This is a genomic window from Ruegeria sp. C2 (genome assembly GCF_056537765.1).
In genome coordinates this window covers 1472627-1487840 of sequence record NZ_JBQFRZ010000001.1, presented here as the reverse complement: position 1 = coordinate 1487840, position 15214 = coordinate 1472627, and the positions used below count along the sequence as shown (strand labels likewise).

23 protein-coding genes and 1 tRNA gene are annotated in these 15214 nt (G+C 59.8%); 12 read left to right on the top strand and 12 right to left on the bottom strand.

Annotated features, from left to right (window positions below):
• Positions 1-3 precede the first annotated feature (3 nt).
• The 4 genes from ACR0IV_RS07565 to ACR0IV_RS07550 are packed head-to-tail and all read right to left on the bottom strand — an operon-like array spanning position 4 to position 2190.
• Positions 4-432 (bottom strand): protein tyrosine phosphatase family protein, encoded by a 429-nt coding sequence (locus tag ACR0IV_RS07565; RefSeq protein ID WP_480657169.1) that lies wholly within the window; start codon positions 430-432, stop codon positions 4-6.
• Positions 433-441: 9 nt separating this feature from the next.
• On the bottom strand, positions 442-873 hold the full coding sequence (locus ACR0IV_RS07560) for a DUF6691 family protein (protein WP_480657170.1): 432 nt from the start codon (positions 871-873) through the stop codon (positions 442-444).
• Positions 873-1301: a YeeE/YedE family protein gene (locus tag ACR0IV_RS07555; protein ID WP_480657171.1), complete on the bottom strand. Its 429-nt coding sequence runs from the start codon at positions 1299-1301 to the stop codon at positions 873-875. Before ACR0IV_RS07555 ends, ACR0IV_RS07560 begins: the two co-directional genes overlap by 1 nt.
• Before the next feature lie 25 nt (positions 1302-1326).
• Positions 1327-2190: an MBL fold metallo-hydrolase gene (locus ACR0IV_RS07550; protein ID WP_480657172.1), complete on the bottom strand. Its 864-nt coding sequence runs from the start codon at positions 2188-2190 to the stop codon at positions 1327-1329.
• 242 nt (positions 2191-2432) lie between these two features.
• Here ACR0IV_RS07550 and ACR0IV_RS07545 point away from each other — a divergent pair, with 242 nt between their 5' ends.
• Complete coding sequence (locus ACR0IV_RS07545; RefSeq protein ID WP_480469263.1) at positions 2433-2648, top strand: hypothetical protein; 216 nt, start codon at positions 2433-2435, stop codon at positions 2646-2648.
• Between the two features lie 9 nt (positions 2649-2657).
• On the opposite strand, the gene ACR0IV_RS07540 is transcribed toward ACR0IV_RS07545, so the two are convergent.
• Entirely contained in the window at positions 2658-2876 is a 219-nt protein-coding gene (locus tag ACR0IV_RS07540; RefSeq protein WP_480657173.1) for a hypothetical protein, read from the bottom strand.
• A 165-nt stretch (positions 2877-3041) separates the two neighbouring features.
• Here ACR0IV_RS07540 and ACR0IV_RS07535 point away from each other — a divergent pair, with 165 nt between their 5' ends.
• Positions 3042-3308, top strand: a complete 267-nt coding sequence (locus ACR0IV_RS07535; protein ID WP_480469265.1) for a DUF2312 domain-containing protein — start codon at positions 3042-3044, stop codon at positions 3306-3308.
• A 9-nt stretch (positions 3309-3317) separates the two neighbouring features.
• Here ACR0IV_RS07535 and ACR0IV_RS07530 read toward each other — a convergent pair whose 3' ends face one another.
• Positions 3318-4193 carry a hypothetical protein gene (locus ACR0IV_RS07530; RefSeq protein ID WP_480657175.1) on the bottom strand — a complete coding sequence of 292 codons (876 nt, stop codon included), beginning with the start codon at positions 4191-4193 and terminating at the stop codon, positions 3318-3320.
• A 181-nt stretch (positions 4194-4374) separates the two neighbouring features.
• On the opposite strand from ACR0IV_RS07530, the gene ACR0IV_RS07525 reads away from it, so the two are divergent.
• A tRNA-Thr gene (locus ACR0IV_RS07525) sits at positions 4375-4450 on the top strand.
• Positions 4451-4536: 86 nt separating this feature from the next.
• On the opposite strand, the gene ACR0IV_RS07520 is transcribed toward ACR0IV_RS07525, so the two are convergent.
• The 6 genes from ACR0IV_RS07520 to ACR0IV_RS07495 are packed head-to-tail and all read right to left on the bottom strand — an operon-like array spanning position 4537 to position 8378.
• Positions 4537-4974 (bottom strand): hypothetical protein, encoded by a 438-nt coding sequence (locus ACR0IV_RS07520; protein ID WP_480733690.1) that lies wholly within the window; start codon positions 4972-4974, stop codon positions 4537-4539.
• A complete protein-coding gene (locus ACR0IV_RS07515) occupies positions 4971-7181 on the bottom strand; it encodes a hypothetical protein (RefSeq protein ID WP_170733216.1) in 2211 nt (736 codons plus the stop codon). Before ACR0IV_RS07515 ends, ACR0IV_RS07520 begins: the two co-directional genes overlap by 4 nt.
• The gene (locus ACR0IV_RS07510) at positions 7178-7570 is read right to left on the bottom strand and encodes a hypothetical protein (protein ID WP_480657177.1); all 393 of its coding nucleotides are present in this window, start codon (positions 7568-7570) and stop codon (positions 7178-7180) included. The genes ACR0IV_RS07515 and ACR0IV_RS07510 overlap by 4 nt, the downstream gene beginning before the upstream one ends.
• 54 nt (positions 7571-7624) lie before the next feature.
• Positions 7625-7774, bottom strand: a complete 150-nt coding sequence (locus ACR0IV_RS07505; protein ID WP_480657179.1) for a hypothetical protein — start codon at positions 7772-7774, stop codon at positions 7625-7627.
• Positions 7771-8034: a hypothetical protein gene (locus tag ACR0IV_RS07500; RefSeq protein WP_170733214.1), complete on the bottom strand. Its 264-nt coding sequence runs from the start codon at positions 8032-8034 to the stop codon at positions 7771-7773. The genes ACR0IV_RS07505 and ACR0IV_RS07500 overlap by 4 nt, the downstream gene beginning before the upstream one ends.
• Positions 8031-8378, bottom strand: a complete 348-nt coding sequence (locus ACR0IV_RS07495; RefSeq protein ID WP_170466065.1) for a hypothetical protein — start codon at positions 8376-8378, stop codon at positions 8031-8033. Before ACR0IV_RS07495 ends, ACR0IV_RS07500 begins: the two co-directional genes overlap by 4 nt.
• A gap of 1475 nt (positions 8379-9853) precedes the next feature.
• Here ACR0IV_RS07495 and ACR0IV_RS07490 point away from each other — a divergent pair.
• The 9 genes from ACR0IV_RS07490 to ACR0IV_RS07450 all read left to right on the top strand — a co-directional run bounded on the left by ACR0IV_RS07490 (position 9854) and on the right by ACR0IV_RS07450 (position 15097).
• Positions 9854-10360, top strand: a complete 507-nt coding sequence (locus tag ACR0IV_RS07490) for a hypothetical protein (RefSeq protein ID WP_170733213.1) — start codon at positions 9854-9856, stop codon at positions 10358-10360.
• A gap of 47 nt (positions 10361-10407) precedes the next feature.
• Entirely contained in the window at positions 10408-10731 is a 324-nt protein-coding gene (locus ACR0IV_RS07485) for a hypothetical protein (protein ID WP_480657180.1), read from the top strand.
• Positions 10728-12119 carry a terminase large subunit domain-containing protein gene (locus ACR0IV_RS07480; protein WP_480657181.1) on the top strand — a complete coding sequence of 464 codons (1392 nt, stop codon included), beginning with the start codon at positions 10728-10730 and terminating at the stop codon, positions 12117-12119. The genes ACR0IV_RS07485 and ACR0IV_RS07480 overlap by 4 nt, the downstream gene beginning before the upstream one ends.
• Before the next feature lie 33 nt (positions 12120-12152).
• On the top strand, positions 12153-12299 hold the full coding sequence (locus ACR0IV_RS07475) for a hypothetical protein (RefSeq protein WP_170733210.1): 147 nt from the start codon (positions 12153-12155) through the stop codon (positions 12297-12299).
• Positions 12299-12766, top strand: a complete 468-nt coding sequence (locus tag ACR0IV_RS07470) for a hypothetical protein (RefSeq protein ID WP_170733209.1) — start codon at positions 12299-12301, stop codon at positions 12764-12766. The genes ACR0IV_RS07475 and ACR0IV_RS07470 overlap by 1 nt, the downstream gene beginning before the upstream one ends.
• A complete protein-coding gene (locus tag ACR0IV_RS07465) occupies positions 12759-13340 on the top strand; it encodes a hypothetical protein (protein ID WP_480657182.1) in 582 nt (193 codons plus the stop codon). Before ACR0IV_RS07470 ends, ACR0IV_RS07465 begins: the two co-directional genes overlap by 8 nt.
• Before the next feature lie 5 nt (positions 13341-13345).
• On the top strand, positions 13346-13591 hold the full coding sequence (locus ACR0IV_RS07460) for a hypothetical protein (protein ID WP_480657183.1): 246 nt from the start codon (positions 13346-13348) through the stop codon (positions 13589-13591).
• Between the two features lie 185 nt (positions 13592-13776).
• The gene (locus ACR0IV_RS07455) at positions 13777-13920 is read left to right on the top strand and encodes a hypothetical protein (RefSeq protein ID WP_170733206.1); all 144 of its coding nucleotides are present in this window, start codon (positions 13777-13779) and stop codon (positions 13918-13920) included.
• Between the two features lie 448 nt (positions 13921-14368).
• Entirely contained in the window at positions 14369-15097 is a 729-nt protein-coding gene (locus tag ACR0IV_RS07450) for a hypothetical protein (RefSeq protein WP_480657184.1), read from the top strand.
• Positions 15098-15214 lie beyond the last annotated feature (117 nt).

Sequence of the window (15214 nt, the reverse complement as noted above, 5' to 3'; positions counted from 1 at the left end):
GCGTCAGCTCTGGTCTCTCATCTGGTTCAGCGCGGGACGCAGGTTATCCAGCGCGTAGCCTGCCTTGCTGGTGGCATCGAGAATGTCATCCGTGCTCAGCCGGTCGCATTGCCCAAACGCCCAGACCACCGAACACCGCGTTCCCGAGGCGCAATACGCCAGGACAGGTCCGCTGCAATTCTCAGCCATATCGCGCTGACGGGCGACATTTTCGGGCGTCATTGTTTGGTGCGTCAATTCCAACACCTCGTACTCCAGCCCGGCGTCGCGCACGGCCTGACCGATTGCATCGGATTGCTGATCCGGCGGCACCTCGGAATTGGGTCGGTTGCAGATCACCTTGACAAATCCTGCAGCGGCGATGGCTGGCACGTCCTCAACCGTGATCTGAGGCGAGACGGCGTAGCGGGGGGTAATCGGTCGAATCTCCATGGCAATTGCTTAGGCCGCGTTTGCGATCCTGTCCAGTTGTGCCCCCACCTTCGGGGCCGCAAACATGCCTGCGATCATCGCAATCAGGAACACAATTCCGCCAGCACCGCCATAACTCAGCGACGCCATGGCTGGACCCGGGCACAAACCCGCTAGCCCCCAACCAACACCGAACAGTACCGAACCGACAACGAGACGGCGATCAAGCTCCACCCGCGGCGGGGCAGGGAAGGTGCCGCCAACCATCGGGGCCCCGCTTCGTGTCAGCCGCCACGCGACCAGCATTGGCAGGATCGCTCCGCCCATGACAAAGGCAAGCGTCGGGTCCCAATTGCCGAACACATCCAGCCAGCCCTGCACCTTGGTGGTGTCGGTCATGCCTGAAATCAAAAGACCCGTACCAAACAGAGACCCTGCGAGGAAAGCAAACAGTCCGCGCATCAGATAACCCCCAAAGTATGGCGAAACAGAACAACGGTCAGCCCGCCCGCCAGAATATAGAAAACGGTTGCCACGATACCCCGAAGCGAAAACCGAGAAATGCCGCAAACCCCGTGTCCCGACGTGCAGCCATTGGCGATGCGGGTGCCAACACCTACCAACAGGCCAGCCATGATTACGATGGCCATGTCACCCGTCAGATGGGTCTGCGACTGCGGCACGATCAGCGGGCGCAGCAGAAACGGCATCAGGATCAGCCCGGCCAAGAACGCTAGTCGCTCAGTGATCACGCTGCGGTCATTGCGTTCGAGCAACCCGCCAAGGATGCCGCTCGCGCCCATGATGCGACCGTTGCAAAGAAGATAAACGGCGGCGCCTAGTCCGATCAGAAGCCCTCCGACCAGACCCCAGACCCATTCAATCATCATGGTCGATTCCTCTTACTTTCATGCGTCAAAGTTTGTTGACCGGGATCTTCATGAAGATGTCGCCCTTTTCATCCGCTGGCGGCATCTGCCCAGCCCGCATATTCACCTGCAATGACGGCAGGATAAGGCGTGGCATCGCAAGTGTTGCGTCACGGGCATCGCGCATCTCGACGAATTCCTCGACGCTGCGCCCCTGACCAATATGGATGTTCAGTGCCTTCTGCTCGCCCACCGTGGTCTCCCACGCATATTCGTCCCGGCCTGGGGCCTTGTAGTCATGCCCGACATAGATGAGTGTCTCATCCGGTAAAGACAGGATCTTCTGGATCGAGGCATAAAGGTCTGCTGACGATCCACCCGGAAAATCGCAGCGCGCGGTTCCGAAATCGGGCATGAACAGCGTGTCTCCTACGAAGGCGGCATCGCCGATGACGTAGGTCATGCAAGCGGGCGTATGCCCGGGCGTGTGCAGAACGTCCCCGCGCATCTGCCCGATGTGAAAGCTGTCGCCTTCGGAAAACAGCGCGTCGAACTGGCTGCCATCCCGCTGGAATTCGGTCCCTTCGTTGAACACTTTGCCGAATGTGTCCTGCACAACAACGATATTCTCGCCAATCCCGATTTTCCCGCCCAATCTCTCCTGAAGGTAAGGTGCGGCCGAGAGATGGTCGGCGTGAACATGGCTCTCCAAGATCCACTCAACCTTCAGCCCGTTCTCTCGGACATACTCCACGATTTGATCCGCCGAGGCTGTATCGGTGCGCCCGGAAGCATGATCAAAATCCAACACGCTGTCGATAATGGCGCAGGCCTGACCTTCGGGTTCTTGCACGACGTATGACACGGTGAAGGTCTGCGGATCGAAAAAGGCTTTCACAATGGGCGTCATGAGGTCCTCCGGGGGTTTCAGCTCATATAGTAATAGTGGAATATGATGCAAGTTCCAAATCACGATTTGATGTCTGTCAAGGCAAACCGTCTGTTGTTTGTATATCCTTTAAGCGACCTGCGGCGTATCGCCAATTTTTTGCAGGGTCTCGGCGAGAAATTGCGATACGTTGATCGAGTCTCATGCTGATCTTAATTCTGTTACCTAAATGAGGCAGACTGGCATTTAGTGGGAGGACGCAAATGACTGCTCAGGATCTCTACACCGAAGCGGAACGTCTTGAACAAAAGCTTCACGGTGCATGTCTGGACACGCGGCTGGAACTGCAACCTTGTGTCAGCGAAGTGTTGGACAAGATGCGCGCGCGGGGCGTTCAGATACCGTCACGGCTGCGGCGGCTAGACGCGGCGCTGGTCGAGGATGCGCTGGAAGCGCGGTTTGACAATATGCCGGTCTGACCGGAATGGTCATCCAAAGGAAATCCCGAGGATGACCAGCATCAAACCGATAACGGACAGGAATAATGACGCAAGGTTCCAGGGCAGAACCGCCTGAACCGCTGCGCGCAACTCGTCATCCGTAAGGCCGGATTTGCGCGCCTTCATCACACGCAGGATACACCAGACAAGGCCGAGCAACCCGGCCAGCGACAGGGCGGCTCCGCCCCAGACGATGATGTCGAACATGGTATCTTAACCACCCTTCTGAACTGAGACCGCGCTTAGCGGATCAAAGAACGCCAGACAAGCCTGCCGCATAGAAAGCAAGCTTGCGGTCGGGCGGACGGCGATGTATCCGGCAAACTGCCCGGTGATCCGGTACCTCATTTTCAGCCTTTGGGAGAGACACAGATGGAAGATATCACCGAAGATCAGGCCGCAGCCAACTACCGCGTGACAGCAGGTGAGCTGCGCCAGTTCGTCGAACGGTTCGAACGTCTGGAGGCTGAAAAGAAAGACATAGCGGATCAGCAGAAAGAGGTCATGGCCGAAGCCAAGGCGCGCGGCTACGACACCAAGGTGATGCGCAAGGTCATCGCACTACGCAAGCGTGACAAGGACGACATCGCCGAAGAGGAAGCGGTGCTTGAGATGTATAAAGAAGCGCTTGGCATGTAGCGCGCGCCTTCAGGGTTTAATTAACCGGATATCTGGCATGCTTTGCAATCGTGCCAGATCCTGTTCATAGAGCTCTGTAAAGGCGCTGACGATATCCTGATCCCAGCCGGTCAGCTCAACTTCTTCCTCAATTGCTTCAATTTGTGCGTGTTCCTGAAAGATCTTCGCCAGTTCGGCTTTCAGACCGGCGTCGTTGGGCAGTAGACCCTGTCCTGTCAATTGCTGAAGTTCCTGTTTTCCAGCAGCGGATAAGAGAGACGACAAAAACTCATACTCCGATTCCAGTTGCGTATCTTCGGGCAATCCCGCCAGCATCCGAGCGAGATCACCCCAGATCAACGGGGAATCTTCATTGCTCCAAAGCGTTATCTTCACATCAGGCGCCAAGTCGCGCACATCTTCGATCATAGTTAGCCAGCTCAGGCAGCTCAGGTCGGTTGATCGTAGGATACCTTCCCGTTCAGCTGGGGAGAGTGACATCAAAACCTTCGGAATATAGCTGCCGGGATTGCGCAATCCGACAAATAGCTCGACCGTATCTTCCGCAAAAAGCTGATCGAGCAGCGCCAACCGTTTCCCGGCCTGTGAATAGAACTGCCCGTCCATTATGGCGGTTGTTCGTTCGCCGATATATTCTGCACTGGACAGCACGGCGCGGTTAATCTCACGCGCTTTCGGGACGATTTTCCGAAATCTTCCGAGCGTTATTTCGGCAGGCGGCCTTTCACCAACCGGTCCCAAAGCCGGTTTGAACGTGTTTTTGTAAGCTCGGCCACCCCAATACGCCGCGCCATGCTGCCCTATGGCCTTTGCATTTGTCTGGAGCAGCTTGAGCAGTGTGCCCTCGTCAGTAAAGTGCGCTCCGGCGTGGATGGCCACCTGCATTGATTTATTTCCTCCATCCGTCCGGTCGTGCTAGTTGGGTTACAGCCTGCCTTCGGCGCAGTCAAATTGCTATTCTGACGGTTGATTTTATGATGAACCGGCAGAAAAGCCGTCGCGTATTAAGATCACGCAAAAATTCGCACTTGCAGTCGCTGGCCCAAGGCATTAATCGGCTCCCAGTGCCCCTATAGCTCAGCTGGTAGAGCAACTGATTTGTAATCAGTAGGTCCGCGGTTCGAGTCCGTGTGGGGGCACCATTAACCATCTGAAATAGAAACGAAAAGGTGTACTGGGCGATCTCAGGGCGCCAGTAAACTTATTTCTAGCTTCCCTATAGCTTTCTTCAGGATTTAGACCCAGATTCGCTCGGCGGAAGCCGCAAACGGTACCCATGAGGCTTGAGTTGCGCCCCGGCACGGCGCAATGCCGCGCCGGGACTGGCGGCTGCCACGGTTAGCGAGAACCACCTCTTACCGGGCAGCCGTTGGGCTTGGATGAGCTGCCGCCGCTCGGGCGGCCAGTGCTGCTCCACGATCTGCATGGGCATGTGATCGCGGTGCGCTCGCCAGTCTTCCCAGAACTGCAGTAGCTCACGATCCATCAGGTGCCAGCACAGCTCGAACCGTTCGTAGACGGGGCAGTCGGGACCGGGCACGAGATCGCAGTGCTCAGCCAGATACACGAACCACCCGCGACGCATGTTTTCGACGCGCTGCTCCCAGCTGACGGGCTGGTCGACAGCAACCCAGTGCTTCGGGATCGATGGCAGATCGTCGATCATTTCCTCATACCCTCCCACATGGTCACCTTGCCATTGGTGCTGAAGAAGTGAGCGTCGGGGAAGGCCCGGCGCAGGAAGTTCGCCACAGAATTGGCACGCTTGCGGTCGACCAGCAGATAGTGTCGGGTCGAGCCCGGGCGATCTTGTATCACGAACCCCTTGGGATGGACGAACGGTATGGCGTCAGCCGGGATCGGAAGCTGGATGTTCCGCAGGTGCTTCTTGACCGACGACTCGTCGGCGAAGCGGCTGGGGAAACAGCGCGTCAGTAGCTCCTCGCGGGAGCACAGGACCCTCCCGTCCTCGGTGATGTACGGGGCGAACCCACGATGCAAACAGAGCTGCATCCAGTTGATGACTTCCTCTGCACTGACTCGGGCCTCGAACGTCACGCCCGGGAGTTCGAGCATGTTCTGGATGTAGATGTCGACGAGGTTGTCAGCTGTGCGCCGCGATGGCTGCACCAGCTCGATAGCCCGACGGTTCTCGCCATAGACCTTGGCGTCATACATCGCCTGCATCGCCCAGTGATCGTGCACCGGGTTGCCCCGGGCCAGCTCGTAATGGCTGCCGTCCCGCATCAGGTCGAACGCCCCGGGCTTCGAGGGCGCGTTCTCACCATCGAGGACCGGCAGCACGATCTTCTCGGCAGCGACTCGCTCGGCGCTGGCGGCCAGCACCGGGGGCGGCGGGAAGTAACGACCGAGGATGTAGAGCGCCGCGACCTTGCGGTACTTCTGCACACTGGCGATCTCGCCGAAGGCGCGGATCGCGACGTTGTCCGGTAGCTTGACCAGCCCCATCTTGTTCGCCGCCAGCAGCCGCTCCTTCAGCGTCTTCGGCACCATGAACAGGACGTCGATCCTCTTGGGCGCGTCGGGCACGATGCCGCCCTTGCAGTGGTAGCGGTTGGACAGCGAGCGGATCAGGTCGACGGCCTCCTGCGCGGCGGGTGTCAGCTCCATGCCCGGCAGGCTCTCGAACGCCCAGTTGCGGTACGACCCCCTCAGCCGGAAGAAGCGGGCGAGAGGCGTCGGCAGCGGGTCCGAGTGATACTCGCGCAGCAGGCCGACGAACGGCCTGTACAGGTCCGCCACGGCGGTCGTGGCGACGATCTCGATCCGGCTCGCCTGATAGCAGAAAGCGGGCATCTGGACGACCTGACAAGTCAGGTAGTAGCCGGTCGCCCCCTTCGCGAATCGGAGGCCCGGCAGCGTTTCGCTGTTCTGAAAGAAGCACTGCACCATGCCGCGCAGCAAGTGCACCATGCGGTACTTCAACGCGACCCTTTGGCACTGGCTGATGAAGTCGTTCGCCTCGGCCTTGTACCTCACCTCCGTCAGGTGCTCGCTGAATACTGGCGCAGGGATACGTTTGACGATGTGGTTCGACAGGGCATGCAGCGCCTTCGGCCCGGGCAGCTGAGCGAGATCGAGCTGACCCGTATGCGCAGCGCGCCGCACGGCGGCCCTGAGACGCTCGGCAGTCTGTGCCCGCAGCTTCGACGCGTTCCGGCTCTTGGCTGTCTTGAGCATCTCCCTATGCGCCTCCTCGGCGCTGATGTAGGTGGCGAGGATGTCATCGATCTCGCGGTATCCCATGCGGGTGTCAGGCAGAAGCAGCTCGCCGATGTCGCCGAGGAAGCCGGTGCTGTCGACCGGGCGTTCGTCTGCACCGGCGAAACCCATGCGCGGCGACTGGGCCTTGGCATGGGTACTGACCCAGACGTCAACCTGCTTGTCGCGCTGCTTCAGCAGGATGCAGTTATGGCGATGGCTGCAGCTGACGCAGACCGGGTCGGTGTCGCCACCGGCAGAGGCCAGCGGCTGAGTGTAGAGCTTGCGCTTGCAGTACGGCCTGCCTTTGCTATCCAGCGCGCCCATGCCCAGCCAGACGTCGCAGGTCAACTCCGACTGGTTCGCCTCGAAGAGGGCCTTGAAAGCGTAGGCGTCCTCGTAGGTCCGGGCGAACACTTCGAACCGGGGCTGGGGGCCGTCGGGGTCCTTGGCCCGCAGGGTGCGCCACCGCTCGTGGATGCGCTCGATCAGCCGGACCTCCTCGCCTTCGAGGGCCTCGCTGGTGTAAAGGTGGACCTCGCGTTCGAGCCTGATCTGCAGGCGGCGCTGGCGACGCAGCTTTCGGATGTCCTGCTCAAGCAGGCGCTTGTGCACGAGGTCTGGATCGACGGTGATGTTCAGCTTCTTCACGCGCGGTTCACCTTGCGCTGAAACTCGTCGTACCGGTCGCGCTCCTCGGGGTCAGGAGCGGCGCAATGAGCGGCGCTGCGAGGCGCTTCGACCTCGACGGTGTCGTAGCTGTCCCAGTCCGGTAGCGGGACCTCGAGCTCCGGCGGCAGGGCGATCCGGTGACGGGGCTTCGACCAAGAGCTCTTCGTTGCGCTCGGGTCTTCACCGCTGAGCAGCATCGCCTCGTAGGTCTCGATGTCGTTTTCGCAGTCCTGCTCCGCCTGCCGCAGTACCCCAATGTCCATACCCGGCCGGTAAGCGACGAGGCTACGCCGCCAGCGGGCGTAGAACTCGACCTGACTGTCCAGAACGGAACGCCGGGTGCGGGTGCTGGTGTCGTCGGTATCCATGAGGGTCTCGCATTGGACCGGCGCAGCGTACGATGCGCTGCGCCGGTCAGATACTCATTCGTTGCGACGCAGCGAGGAGCGCGGGACGTACCAGTTCACCAACTCTCCCCAGTCCTCGGGGGAACGCTGATCGATCAGGAGATCGACGTCCCAGTCGGGCAACGCCTCCGACGCCCACTTGGCGATGTAGGAGGCGGTCATCATGCCGCGCCCCTCTCCATCAGATCAACCTTAAGCTCGGCCAGCGTGTTCGGCATTCCGTGGAGTTGAAGTAGCGTGTGCTCCAGCGCGATGAACGCGTTCGCCAATTCCAGCCGCCAGTTTTCTATCTCGAACAGGGCGTCGGGATAGTCTGCGTCGACCATCTCGATGAGGTTGCTGAGCCTGCCGACTGAAAAGTGCAACTGGCCGTACAGCTCATACGTCGAGGTTTCGGAGGTGACACTGTCTGGTATCGTGTTCATGGGGTTGTCCTCTTCGGGCGGTTCTTCAGGATTTGATTGAGCCTGCGGTTGGCCTGCTCGCTGCCACTGAACAACCACGCAAAATTACCGCGCGGTGTGAAGGCGCGGCGACGAGTACCGGGCGGGGTGAGGTAAGGTGGGTGATCCGCGCCGCGTGAGATCAGGCAGTTTAAAGCATTGACCGACGAGAACCCCAGATCCTCGACGGTCTGGTCGGTGCCGATAGCCCTGTCGAGAGCCAAAGGATCGTTTTCAAGAAGCTGATCAACTTGTTCGCCGAAACCGGGGATTGTGAGATCGCCGATCCTGAACGCGTCGAACAGCATGTGAATGTTCCGCGCCATTGCAGGAACCTCCGTTGCTGATGTCGAGATCGGCAGTGCCGACCCGTTGCGATTTCGATTGATCGACCTGTGGCCACTACGCGGCAGGTGCCGTGAAGACGGGAACCCGACTTTCGTCGCCTCCCTCTTACCCGGCGTACCTAATCCGCACTTGTCGAGGGTGCGGGGGTCCCGGGGCTGGACGGTATCAGGGGATTTTTGCCTGATGCGTTCGGGGCCAGAATAGGCTTATATCTCAGGAGCTGTCAAAGAGAAAATACGGGCGGCGTGAGTGGTAACGCTATGTGGTAACGCACTTTTTCATCGTACGATGCACAGAATGGGGGGGTGCGATTTCGCAGGATCGAGGGGTTGATCCACCCCTTCACCGATGCTCTCGGCACCCAGTGCCAAGGGGGGCGATCTCCAGATGCATTTCACGCTTCACCTAGTGACTAGTCACCAACTGTCATATCGCTCCAGACAGCACTGAGACTGACAGCCAATGACCACTAGTCCGACTTACTCCGGGAAAAAGTGCGATTCATAAGGGTAATTATACTTCTCAATCGCACTTTTTCCCGGAGTAAGTCGGGGGTCCTGTCAGGAGATGTCACTCTCCTCGCATCTGGGGACTTAGGTTATCCGGGATCGAAACCGCAAATCTGCGCAAACGCGACACCCTTTTCTAGCAGCTTTTTCCGGTTCTAGAAAGCGACCCTTTTTGTGCACCGAGACGCTGCCGTCAGCCCGTCGCCCGCGATTCCTGCAGAAACGCGTCGGCTCTCACCGAGCGTTTCCTCCACGTCACGGCTGAGGAACGGTAGGGTTCCAGCTGCACCTCCACGCCGCAGCTGAGGGGCGACGGCGGCGCTGACCTGCCCAGCGGCGGCACACACAGCTCGCGCGCCGGGGGTCGCCACTCGCCGGTTCGCATCGAACCACGGGCGCGGTTTGCGTCGAACCACGGGTGCTCTCCGTCAACTTGGCGGACCCGTCGGTAACATCGTCGGAAAGCTATAGGGAAGCTGGAGATTGGGCGGTCGCGCTGATCGGCCTGCTATGCTGCGCTTCGCTGCTCTAGGCCAACTGATCACCTATCAGTCGCCAGCGCCGCGCACAGGCGCTCAGGGCCTCTGCCGGTGGTTATCGGGCCTCCGCTGGTCGCTAACGTCGTTGTACAAGGCACTCCGTGGCTTTTCGGCCAAACGAAAGCGACGCGCCCCGAAGGACGCGCCGCAGTCAGACAGATTTTGTCACACCCATGGCTCTCTCGCTTGAGAACGTTGGCAGCCATCGCATCAGTGAACGCATCAGGTCGGGCTGCCTTTGGATACCTCGATCCTTACTGCCTGCCGGGGCATCGTGCAAGCCTCCTCAGTACGTGACTGCCAGTGACTAGTCATGAGTTATCATGCTGATATTGTTTGATGTTTTCGCTTGGCGCTGCGACCCGGGGCCTGTAGTTTCCCGGGCATTCAGTGGAGCAGACACCTATGACATCACGCCGTGCCCAGCTTGCAGAAGATCGAGACCGCATCAGGCGTGAGGCCGATCCTGTTGGGTTTCTATCGCAGGTCGCCAAGGGCATGCCGGTCGGCGTCCTGAACTGGGAAGGTAACCTCGTCGAATTGGAGAGGCCCACGCTCGATCACAGGATCACAGCAGCTCGCGACCTGCTCAGCCGGATCACCCCAAGCCTGAAGGCCGTCGAGGTCGATATGAACGGCAGCACCGAGCAACAGATCAAGGTGCTCGTGAACTTCCCCTTACCGGGCAGCCAGATCGGACACAGCCCGGTGGAGATCGACCACGACGAGTTGATCGACCACGCCGCCAAGCAAATCGGACACAACATCGAGGACGCCGTCCTGCTGGACGATGACGACGAGCCAGAGCCAGAGGCAGCACAGGCCGCAGCCCCTGAGCCAGAGCCTAGCGCACAGCCTCAGCCAGCGCCACATGGCCGCAAGCTACGCAAGAGGCGTCGACCCCAACGATAACCAACCGGCGCGCAGACAGCGCCCCCACATCCATGGAGACAGGCACCATGCCCAAGTATCACAACAACCCGCCCCAGAGCCTCGAGCAGCTCGCAGGCCGCATCCTCGCCCTGATCGTCGAGCGTAATGGCGGCGACCTGACCGTCAGCTCGCGCCCCAAAGCAATCTATGCCGACGCAGCGCTGGAGCTTCTGGTCGACAACATCGAGGGCGCTTACTGGCACCCACGGCACAAGTACCTCGCCGTGTTCCCCAATGGCACCCGCGTGCACGCCGCGCTGTCCAACCGCGATGAGCACTTCTATGATCGCCCCGGCGTCGTCCATATCCACCCGGGTGCCTTCGAGCTGACCGAGGTCGCCAGCCTGTGATCCACCCCATCGCCATCCCACGCGCACCTGCCGATGGAGGTCGCGGCTCAGGCCAGATCGCCATCAACCAGCTCGAACCACGCACATGGCAGCTCACTGCATTTGATGCAGTGTCCCGCTTCAGATTTGTGGTGTGTGTATGCGGGAGAAGGTCAGGAAAATCTTGGTTCGCACTGGTGTGCGCCATCCTGACAGCGATCAACAAACCGGGTGCCACGGTCGTCTTCATCTCCGCCTCGATTAAGCAGTCCCGTGGGATCGCATGGCGCACCGCCAAGCAGCTCACCGAGGGGTTGCCGGGCGTCGTGTTCAAGGAGGCCAGCTCCACCATCGAGTTCAGCAACGGCTCCCAGATCATCCTCGCATCCGGGGAGGATGTCGAACGGCTCAGGGGCTTCTCGCTCACCATGGCGATCTGCGACGAGATCGCGATCTGGGGCGACCCGAAGAGTGCGTTCGAGGACGTGATCAGGCCCGCCCTCGCGGACCAGATGGGGCAGGCGATCTTCCTGTCGACACCAAGGGGCTTCGACTATTTGCACGCTTTGTACGAACGGGGTGAAGACGACGCCTTCCCGGACTGGCACAGCATGCGTGTCAGCTCGTTCGAACCCGGGAACCTGCCCGCGTCTGAGATCGCAACAATCAAGCTGCAGACCGAGCAGAACACGCTGCTCCGAGAATACTACGCCCGGTTCGACGCTGCAGCTGAGGACCAGCTGATCCCGGCAAGCCTCATGGAGGTTGCGCGCAAGGATCGGAACTTCTTCAGCGAGACACAGGACGTGCGGATCATCGGTGTGGACCCGGCGCGTTTCGGCGTCGACCGCTCCGTCATCCAGCGCCGGGTCGGGCTCGCACTCCTGCCGCCCATCGCCTTCGAAGAGTCGCTCGATACCATGGAGCTGGCCAAGCGGGTCGAACAGGAGCACAAAGACTTCTCCGCCGACGCGATCTTTGTCGACGCGACGGGCGTCGGCGCTGGTGTCGCAGACCGGCTTCGCGAGCAGGGCCTGCCGGTGCACGACGTCGACTTCGGGCGCGGGTCGCCTGACCCTACCAACTTTGTGAACTTCAAGAGCTGGATGTTCTGGCAGCTGCGTCAGGCGTTCGAGACGCGCCGCCTCTACGTGCCGGATGACAAGGTCCTGATCGGCGAACTGCTCAGCCTGAAGTACAGCTATGACGAGAATGGCCGGATGGCCATCGAGAGCAAAAAGGCGATCAAGAAGCGCGGCCTGCGGTCGCCAGACTTGGCCGACGCAGCAGCGCTCTGCTGGGCCGCACAGGTCTATCCGGATCGCCTCGAAAGCACACCATGGAGTGCCGCCGCAGAAGAACGGCACCGGAGGTCCCAGACAGACTGGGACCCCTACAAAGACCTGTGACTTACAAGCACACCAGCCAAAGGAGAGCGACCCATGAAGACACCCGAACTGACACCTGCAGAGATCGCCCAGCTCAAGCAGTTCCTCAAAGACCGGCGCGAACTGAACGCAGCCATCGCGGAGGCCTTCGGACGCAGTGCCGTCGCACGGCCAGTGCCCCAACAAGAGAGGCTCCACTGATGCCAGATAAACGCACCTTCCTCGCTGACGACTACCACAGCCACATGAGCCGCAGCGCCCGGGATCGGGCCGAACGTGTGCGCAAGGCGCAGGCCAGCCTCGCTGCTGACCGCGGAATGGGCACGGCCAAACCCAAGACACCACCACCGACATCGGAGGAGAAAATGTATCCACGAATGAAACAGGCGATGACCCGCGACAAGGTCAGCCGCACCCAGTCGTTCCGCGAGACCACAGGCCCCCGCAAAGTCGCCGACATGACGAGCGCCGAGAACTGGGAAGAACTGCGCAAGCGGGGCTGGCGGCTCGCGACTGAGGAAGACGTGCGCAACCTCGACCGCTATCCCAGCCTTGAGGAGCACTACGCCGTTTCTGTCGATTACACTGGTCGGCCCATCATTCGCGCCAGCACCGAGGCCGAGCGCCAGACTGGCCACGTCGAAGAGGAGATAAGCCCCAATGGATGAGAACATCGCAGCGATGCAGGCACGGATCGAGCAACTGGAGGCCGACGTCCTTCGGCTGATGAAGCGTACCTTCCCCGACGACTTCAAGCGACCAGCACCGGAGCCACCGGACCCGCTCGACGATCTTCTGGGGCCGCCCGAGTCGGACGACGATTGGTATCTCAATGCGCGCTGGGACGCGCTGATGGCGAATGCCTACTGCTTCGTCGAGTACAGCGACCGGGATGAGGCGCGGGACGAGTACATGCGCATGTGGGGCACCGAGTTGCCGGAGTATTACACCGACCCTGAGACCGGCGAGGCGGTCGAGCGGGACACGGGACGGGTCGTCACCGAAGAACACAAGCTTAAGCGCAAGATCAGCGCCTGCCGCGAAAGCCTCAAGCGGATGGAACGCGAAGGGTACGAGGATCGCGAAGACTGGACGCCCCTCGCTGACAACCGCGCCGAGCTGCACGAGGCACAGGTCGCGCTGGCGATGCTGCAGGGCAAGGAGCCGCCAAAGCGCCGCGACCCCAGTGAGGCACTGGCACGCGCCCAGCACACCGCCCGGCTAGCCACATTGGCGGAGTGATCAACATGTACAGCCCACGTACCGTGAAGACCTACACACCGACCCGGCCACCCCGGCTGACGACCGAGCAGCGCGAACTCGTCGAGACCACGCTGAACATCTGCGCTTGGTGGCTGGAGCAGAAAGGCGCGACCCATGTGGCCGTCGATCAGATCGACAGCCCGGTGATGGTCACGAACGTCGTCGGCATCCTCCAGAAGCACGAGGACAAAGTATGCCTCAAGTTCGAACCGGGCACTGAGGCAGCCTGACAGAGATCGGTCGGGGCTTGTTGGCCCTCGCCCCGGCTGACCGCGACGCGCCCGCCTTGCTTCGTTGAGCGGGCGCGTCGCACCAACCAGATCGGGCGGCGCACCGTCCGTAGCGCAGTGCCCCGGCAAATTGTCCCGGCGGACCCCACCGGGTACAGCGCATCAACCAGAGAAAGGACAACATCATGTCGAACGCAGGACAGAGCAAAGGCACCAAGGGCGGCGGTGATCGCACCCAGGGCGCGGGCGGATCGAAGGTCGGAGGCGGCGGATCGAAAGGCACCGCAGGCGGTGGCAGCAAACTTGGTGGAGGCGGATCACGCGCCTGAGACCCGCCGGTGCCTCATACGCATCGTTCCTATCCGCAATAAACGAAACGCCGCCCCCAACCGGGAGCGGCGTTTCTCATCGCGATAACCGCAATTCACATAGGCAAGGCATCCAATACATAGCTGTGAGTTTTCACCAGCGTTTCCTTGCACCAACTGCTACCTAGCCCTTAAGCCGCCCTTGGTCCCGCTTCCGCCTTTCGCTTGCGCAACAGACCGCAAGCCGCACATTCCGGACCTTCAAAAACAGGTGGTAAATGTCAGTTGAACGCAAAACAACTACCGAAGAACTAATTGTTCGATATGGCGGCTATTTATGCTGCCGTATATGCCGATGATAATGTTTCGCTGCAAGTTGCAGCTTAGCCGTAATGAAGTAGTTGATACGGTGACAACACCCAAGCGGCGCTCTATCGTGGCGGAAGGTTAATTGTTTGAGAGACTATAGATGGACCCATACGAGAACCTGTCCGAAGATGATCACGTAGCATTTCTACAGCTCGAAAAGGAATTTCGAAACGAGTTGGAAATGGGGCAAGAGGATCAAAACTCAAACTGGTCCTATATCACTGCGGACTACATGAATAAGACTCTAGCTGCAGCCGACGCATTGGGTATTGACGCTCTCTCGGAATTTATTGTGAACACGCGCGACGACAACGAGCACAACGAAAACTTCAATGATTTCCTTCGCGCCGTTGACAACGTGATTATTCAGATGCGTATCGCAAATTCACGAACTCGAAATGTCATGAGCGTAGGCCTTACCGAAGCACAAAAGACCAAGATTCACCATTTCATTGAGAAAATTCGTGGAGAAGTGGAGGCATCCACCGCACCGGTCGCGAAGAAAGAAAAGCTTTATGACATCCTAGCGAAATTGGCCCAAGAAGTAAGCAAGGCACGCACCAAATACGAGCGCTTCGCCGACCTAGCGAGATCACTTGCCGGGTTAAGTGCAGACGTCGAACGCGAAGGTGCTCGTCCTTGGTGGCCTTGGTTCGAGAAGATCATGGGGTTGTTGGATGACGCCAAGGAGGCAGAGCCGAAACTGCCTAAACCGCCTGAAATCAAAAAAATTGAACCTCCCTTAAAAGAGCTTCCCAAGCCAGATGGTGGATACGGAAACGGGGGCTATGGAGAGGGCGAGAGTCCTGATGAAGAAATACCTTTTTAATCAAAGCTTCTTCGTTGCCGCTCCACGATCTGCCCCAGTGGTTTCAAGCCGCCCTCCGAGGGGTGTTCAGTGATGCATACACGGCGAACGGCAGCTCAGTGGCCACACTAGGCTTCG

Bases quoted from the DNA above. Each gene is read 5' to 3' on its own strand.
- ACR0IV_RS07555 (WP_480657171.1), bottom strand. From the start codon at position 1,301: ATGATGATTGAATGGGTCTGGGGTCTGGTCGGAGGGCTTCTGATCGGA.
- ACR0IV_RS07535 (WP_480469265.1), top strand. From the start codon at position 3,042: ATGGAAGATATCACCGAAGATCAGGCCGCAGCCAACTACCGCGTGACA.
- ACR0IV_RS07560 (WP_480657170.1), bottom strand. From the start codon at position 873: ATGCGCGGACTGTTTGCTTTCCTCGCAGGGTCTCTGTTTGGTACGGGT.
- ACR0IV_RS07510 (WP_480657177.1), bottom strand. From the start codon at position 7,570: ATGGATACCGACGACACCAGCACCCGCACCCGGCGTTCCGTTCTGGAC.
- ACR0IV_RS07500 (WP_170733214.1), bottom strand. From the start codon at position 8,034: ATGAACACGATACCAGACAGTGTCACCTCCGAAACCTCGACGTATGAG.
- ACR0IV_RS07475 (WP_170733210.1), top strand. From the start codon at position 12,153: ATGAAGACACCCGAACTGACACCTGCAGAGATCGCCCAGCTCAAGCAG.
- ACR0IV_RS07495 (WP_170466065.1), bottom strand. From the start codon at position 8,378: ATGGCGCGGAACATTCACATGCTGTTCGACGCGTTCAGGATCGGCGAT.
- ACR0IV_RS07550 (WP_480657172.1), bottom strand. From the start codon at position 2,190: ATGACGCCCATTGTGAAAGCCTTTTTCGATCCGCAGACCTTCACCGTG.
- ACR0IV_RS07470 (WP_170733209.1), top strand. From the start codon at position 12,299: ATGCCAGATAAACGCACCTTCCTCGCTGACGACTACCACAGCCACATG.
- ACR0IV_RS07520 (WP_480733690.1), bottom strand. From the start codon at position 4,974: ATGATCGACGATCTGCCATCGATCCCGAAGCACTGGGTTGCTGTCGAC.
- ACR0IV_RS07565 (WP_480657169.1), bottom strand. From the start codon at position 432: ATGGAGATTCGACCGATTACCCCCCGCTACGCCGTCTCGCCTCAGATC.
- ACR0IV_RS07540 (WP_480657173.1), bottom strand. From the start codon at position 2,876: ATGTTCGACATCATCGTCTGGGGCGGAGCCGCCCTGTCGCTGGCCGGG.
- ACR0IV_RS07485 (WP_480657180.1), top strand. From the start codon at position 10,408: ATGCCCAAGTATCACAACAACCCGCCCCAGAGCCTCGAGCAGCTCGCA.
- ACR0IV_RS07450 (WP_480657184.1), top strand. From the start codon at position 14,369: ATGGACCCATACGAGAACCTGTCCGAAGATGATCACGTAGCATTTCTA.
- ACR0IV_RS07530 (WP_480657175.1), bottom strand. From the start codon at position 4,193: ATGCAGGTGGCCATCCACGCCGGAGCGCACTTTACTGACGAGGGCACA.
- ACR0IV_RS07465 (WP_480657182.1), top strand. From the start codon at position 12,759: ATGGATGAGAACATCGCAGCGATGCAGGCACGGATCGAGCAACTGGAG.
- ACR0IV_RS07455 (WP_170733206.1), top strand. From the start codon at position 13,777: ATGTCGAACGCAGGACAGAGCAAAGGCACCAAGGGCGGCGGTGATCGC.
- ACR0IV_RS07505 (WP_480657179.1), bottom strand. From the start codon at position 7,774: ATGATGACCGCCTCCTACATCGCCAAGTGGGCGTCGGAGGCGTTGCCC.
- ACR0IV_RS07545 (WP_480469263.1), top strand. From the start codon at position 2,433: ATGACTGCTCAGGATCTCTACACCGAAGCGGAACGTCTTGAACAAAAG.
- ACR0IV_RS07490 (WP_170733213.1), top strand. From the start codon at position 9,854: ATGACATCACGCCGTGCCCAGCTTGCAGAAGATCGAGACCGCATCAGG.
- ACR0IV_RS07460 (WP_480657183.1), top strand. From the start codon at position 13,346: ATGTACAGCCCACGTACCGTGAAGACCTACACACCGACCCGGCCACCC.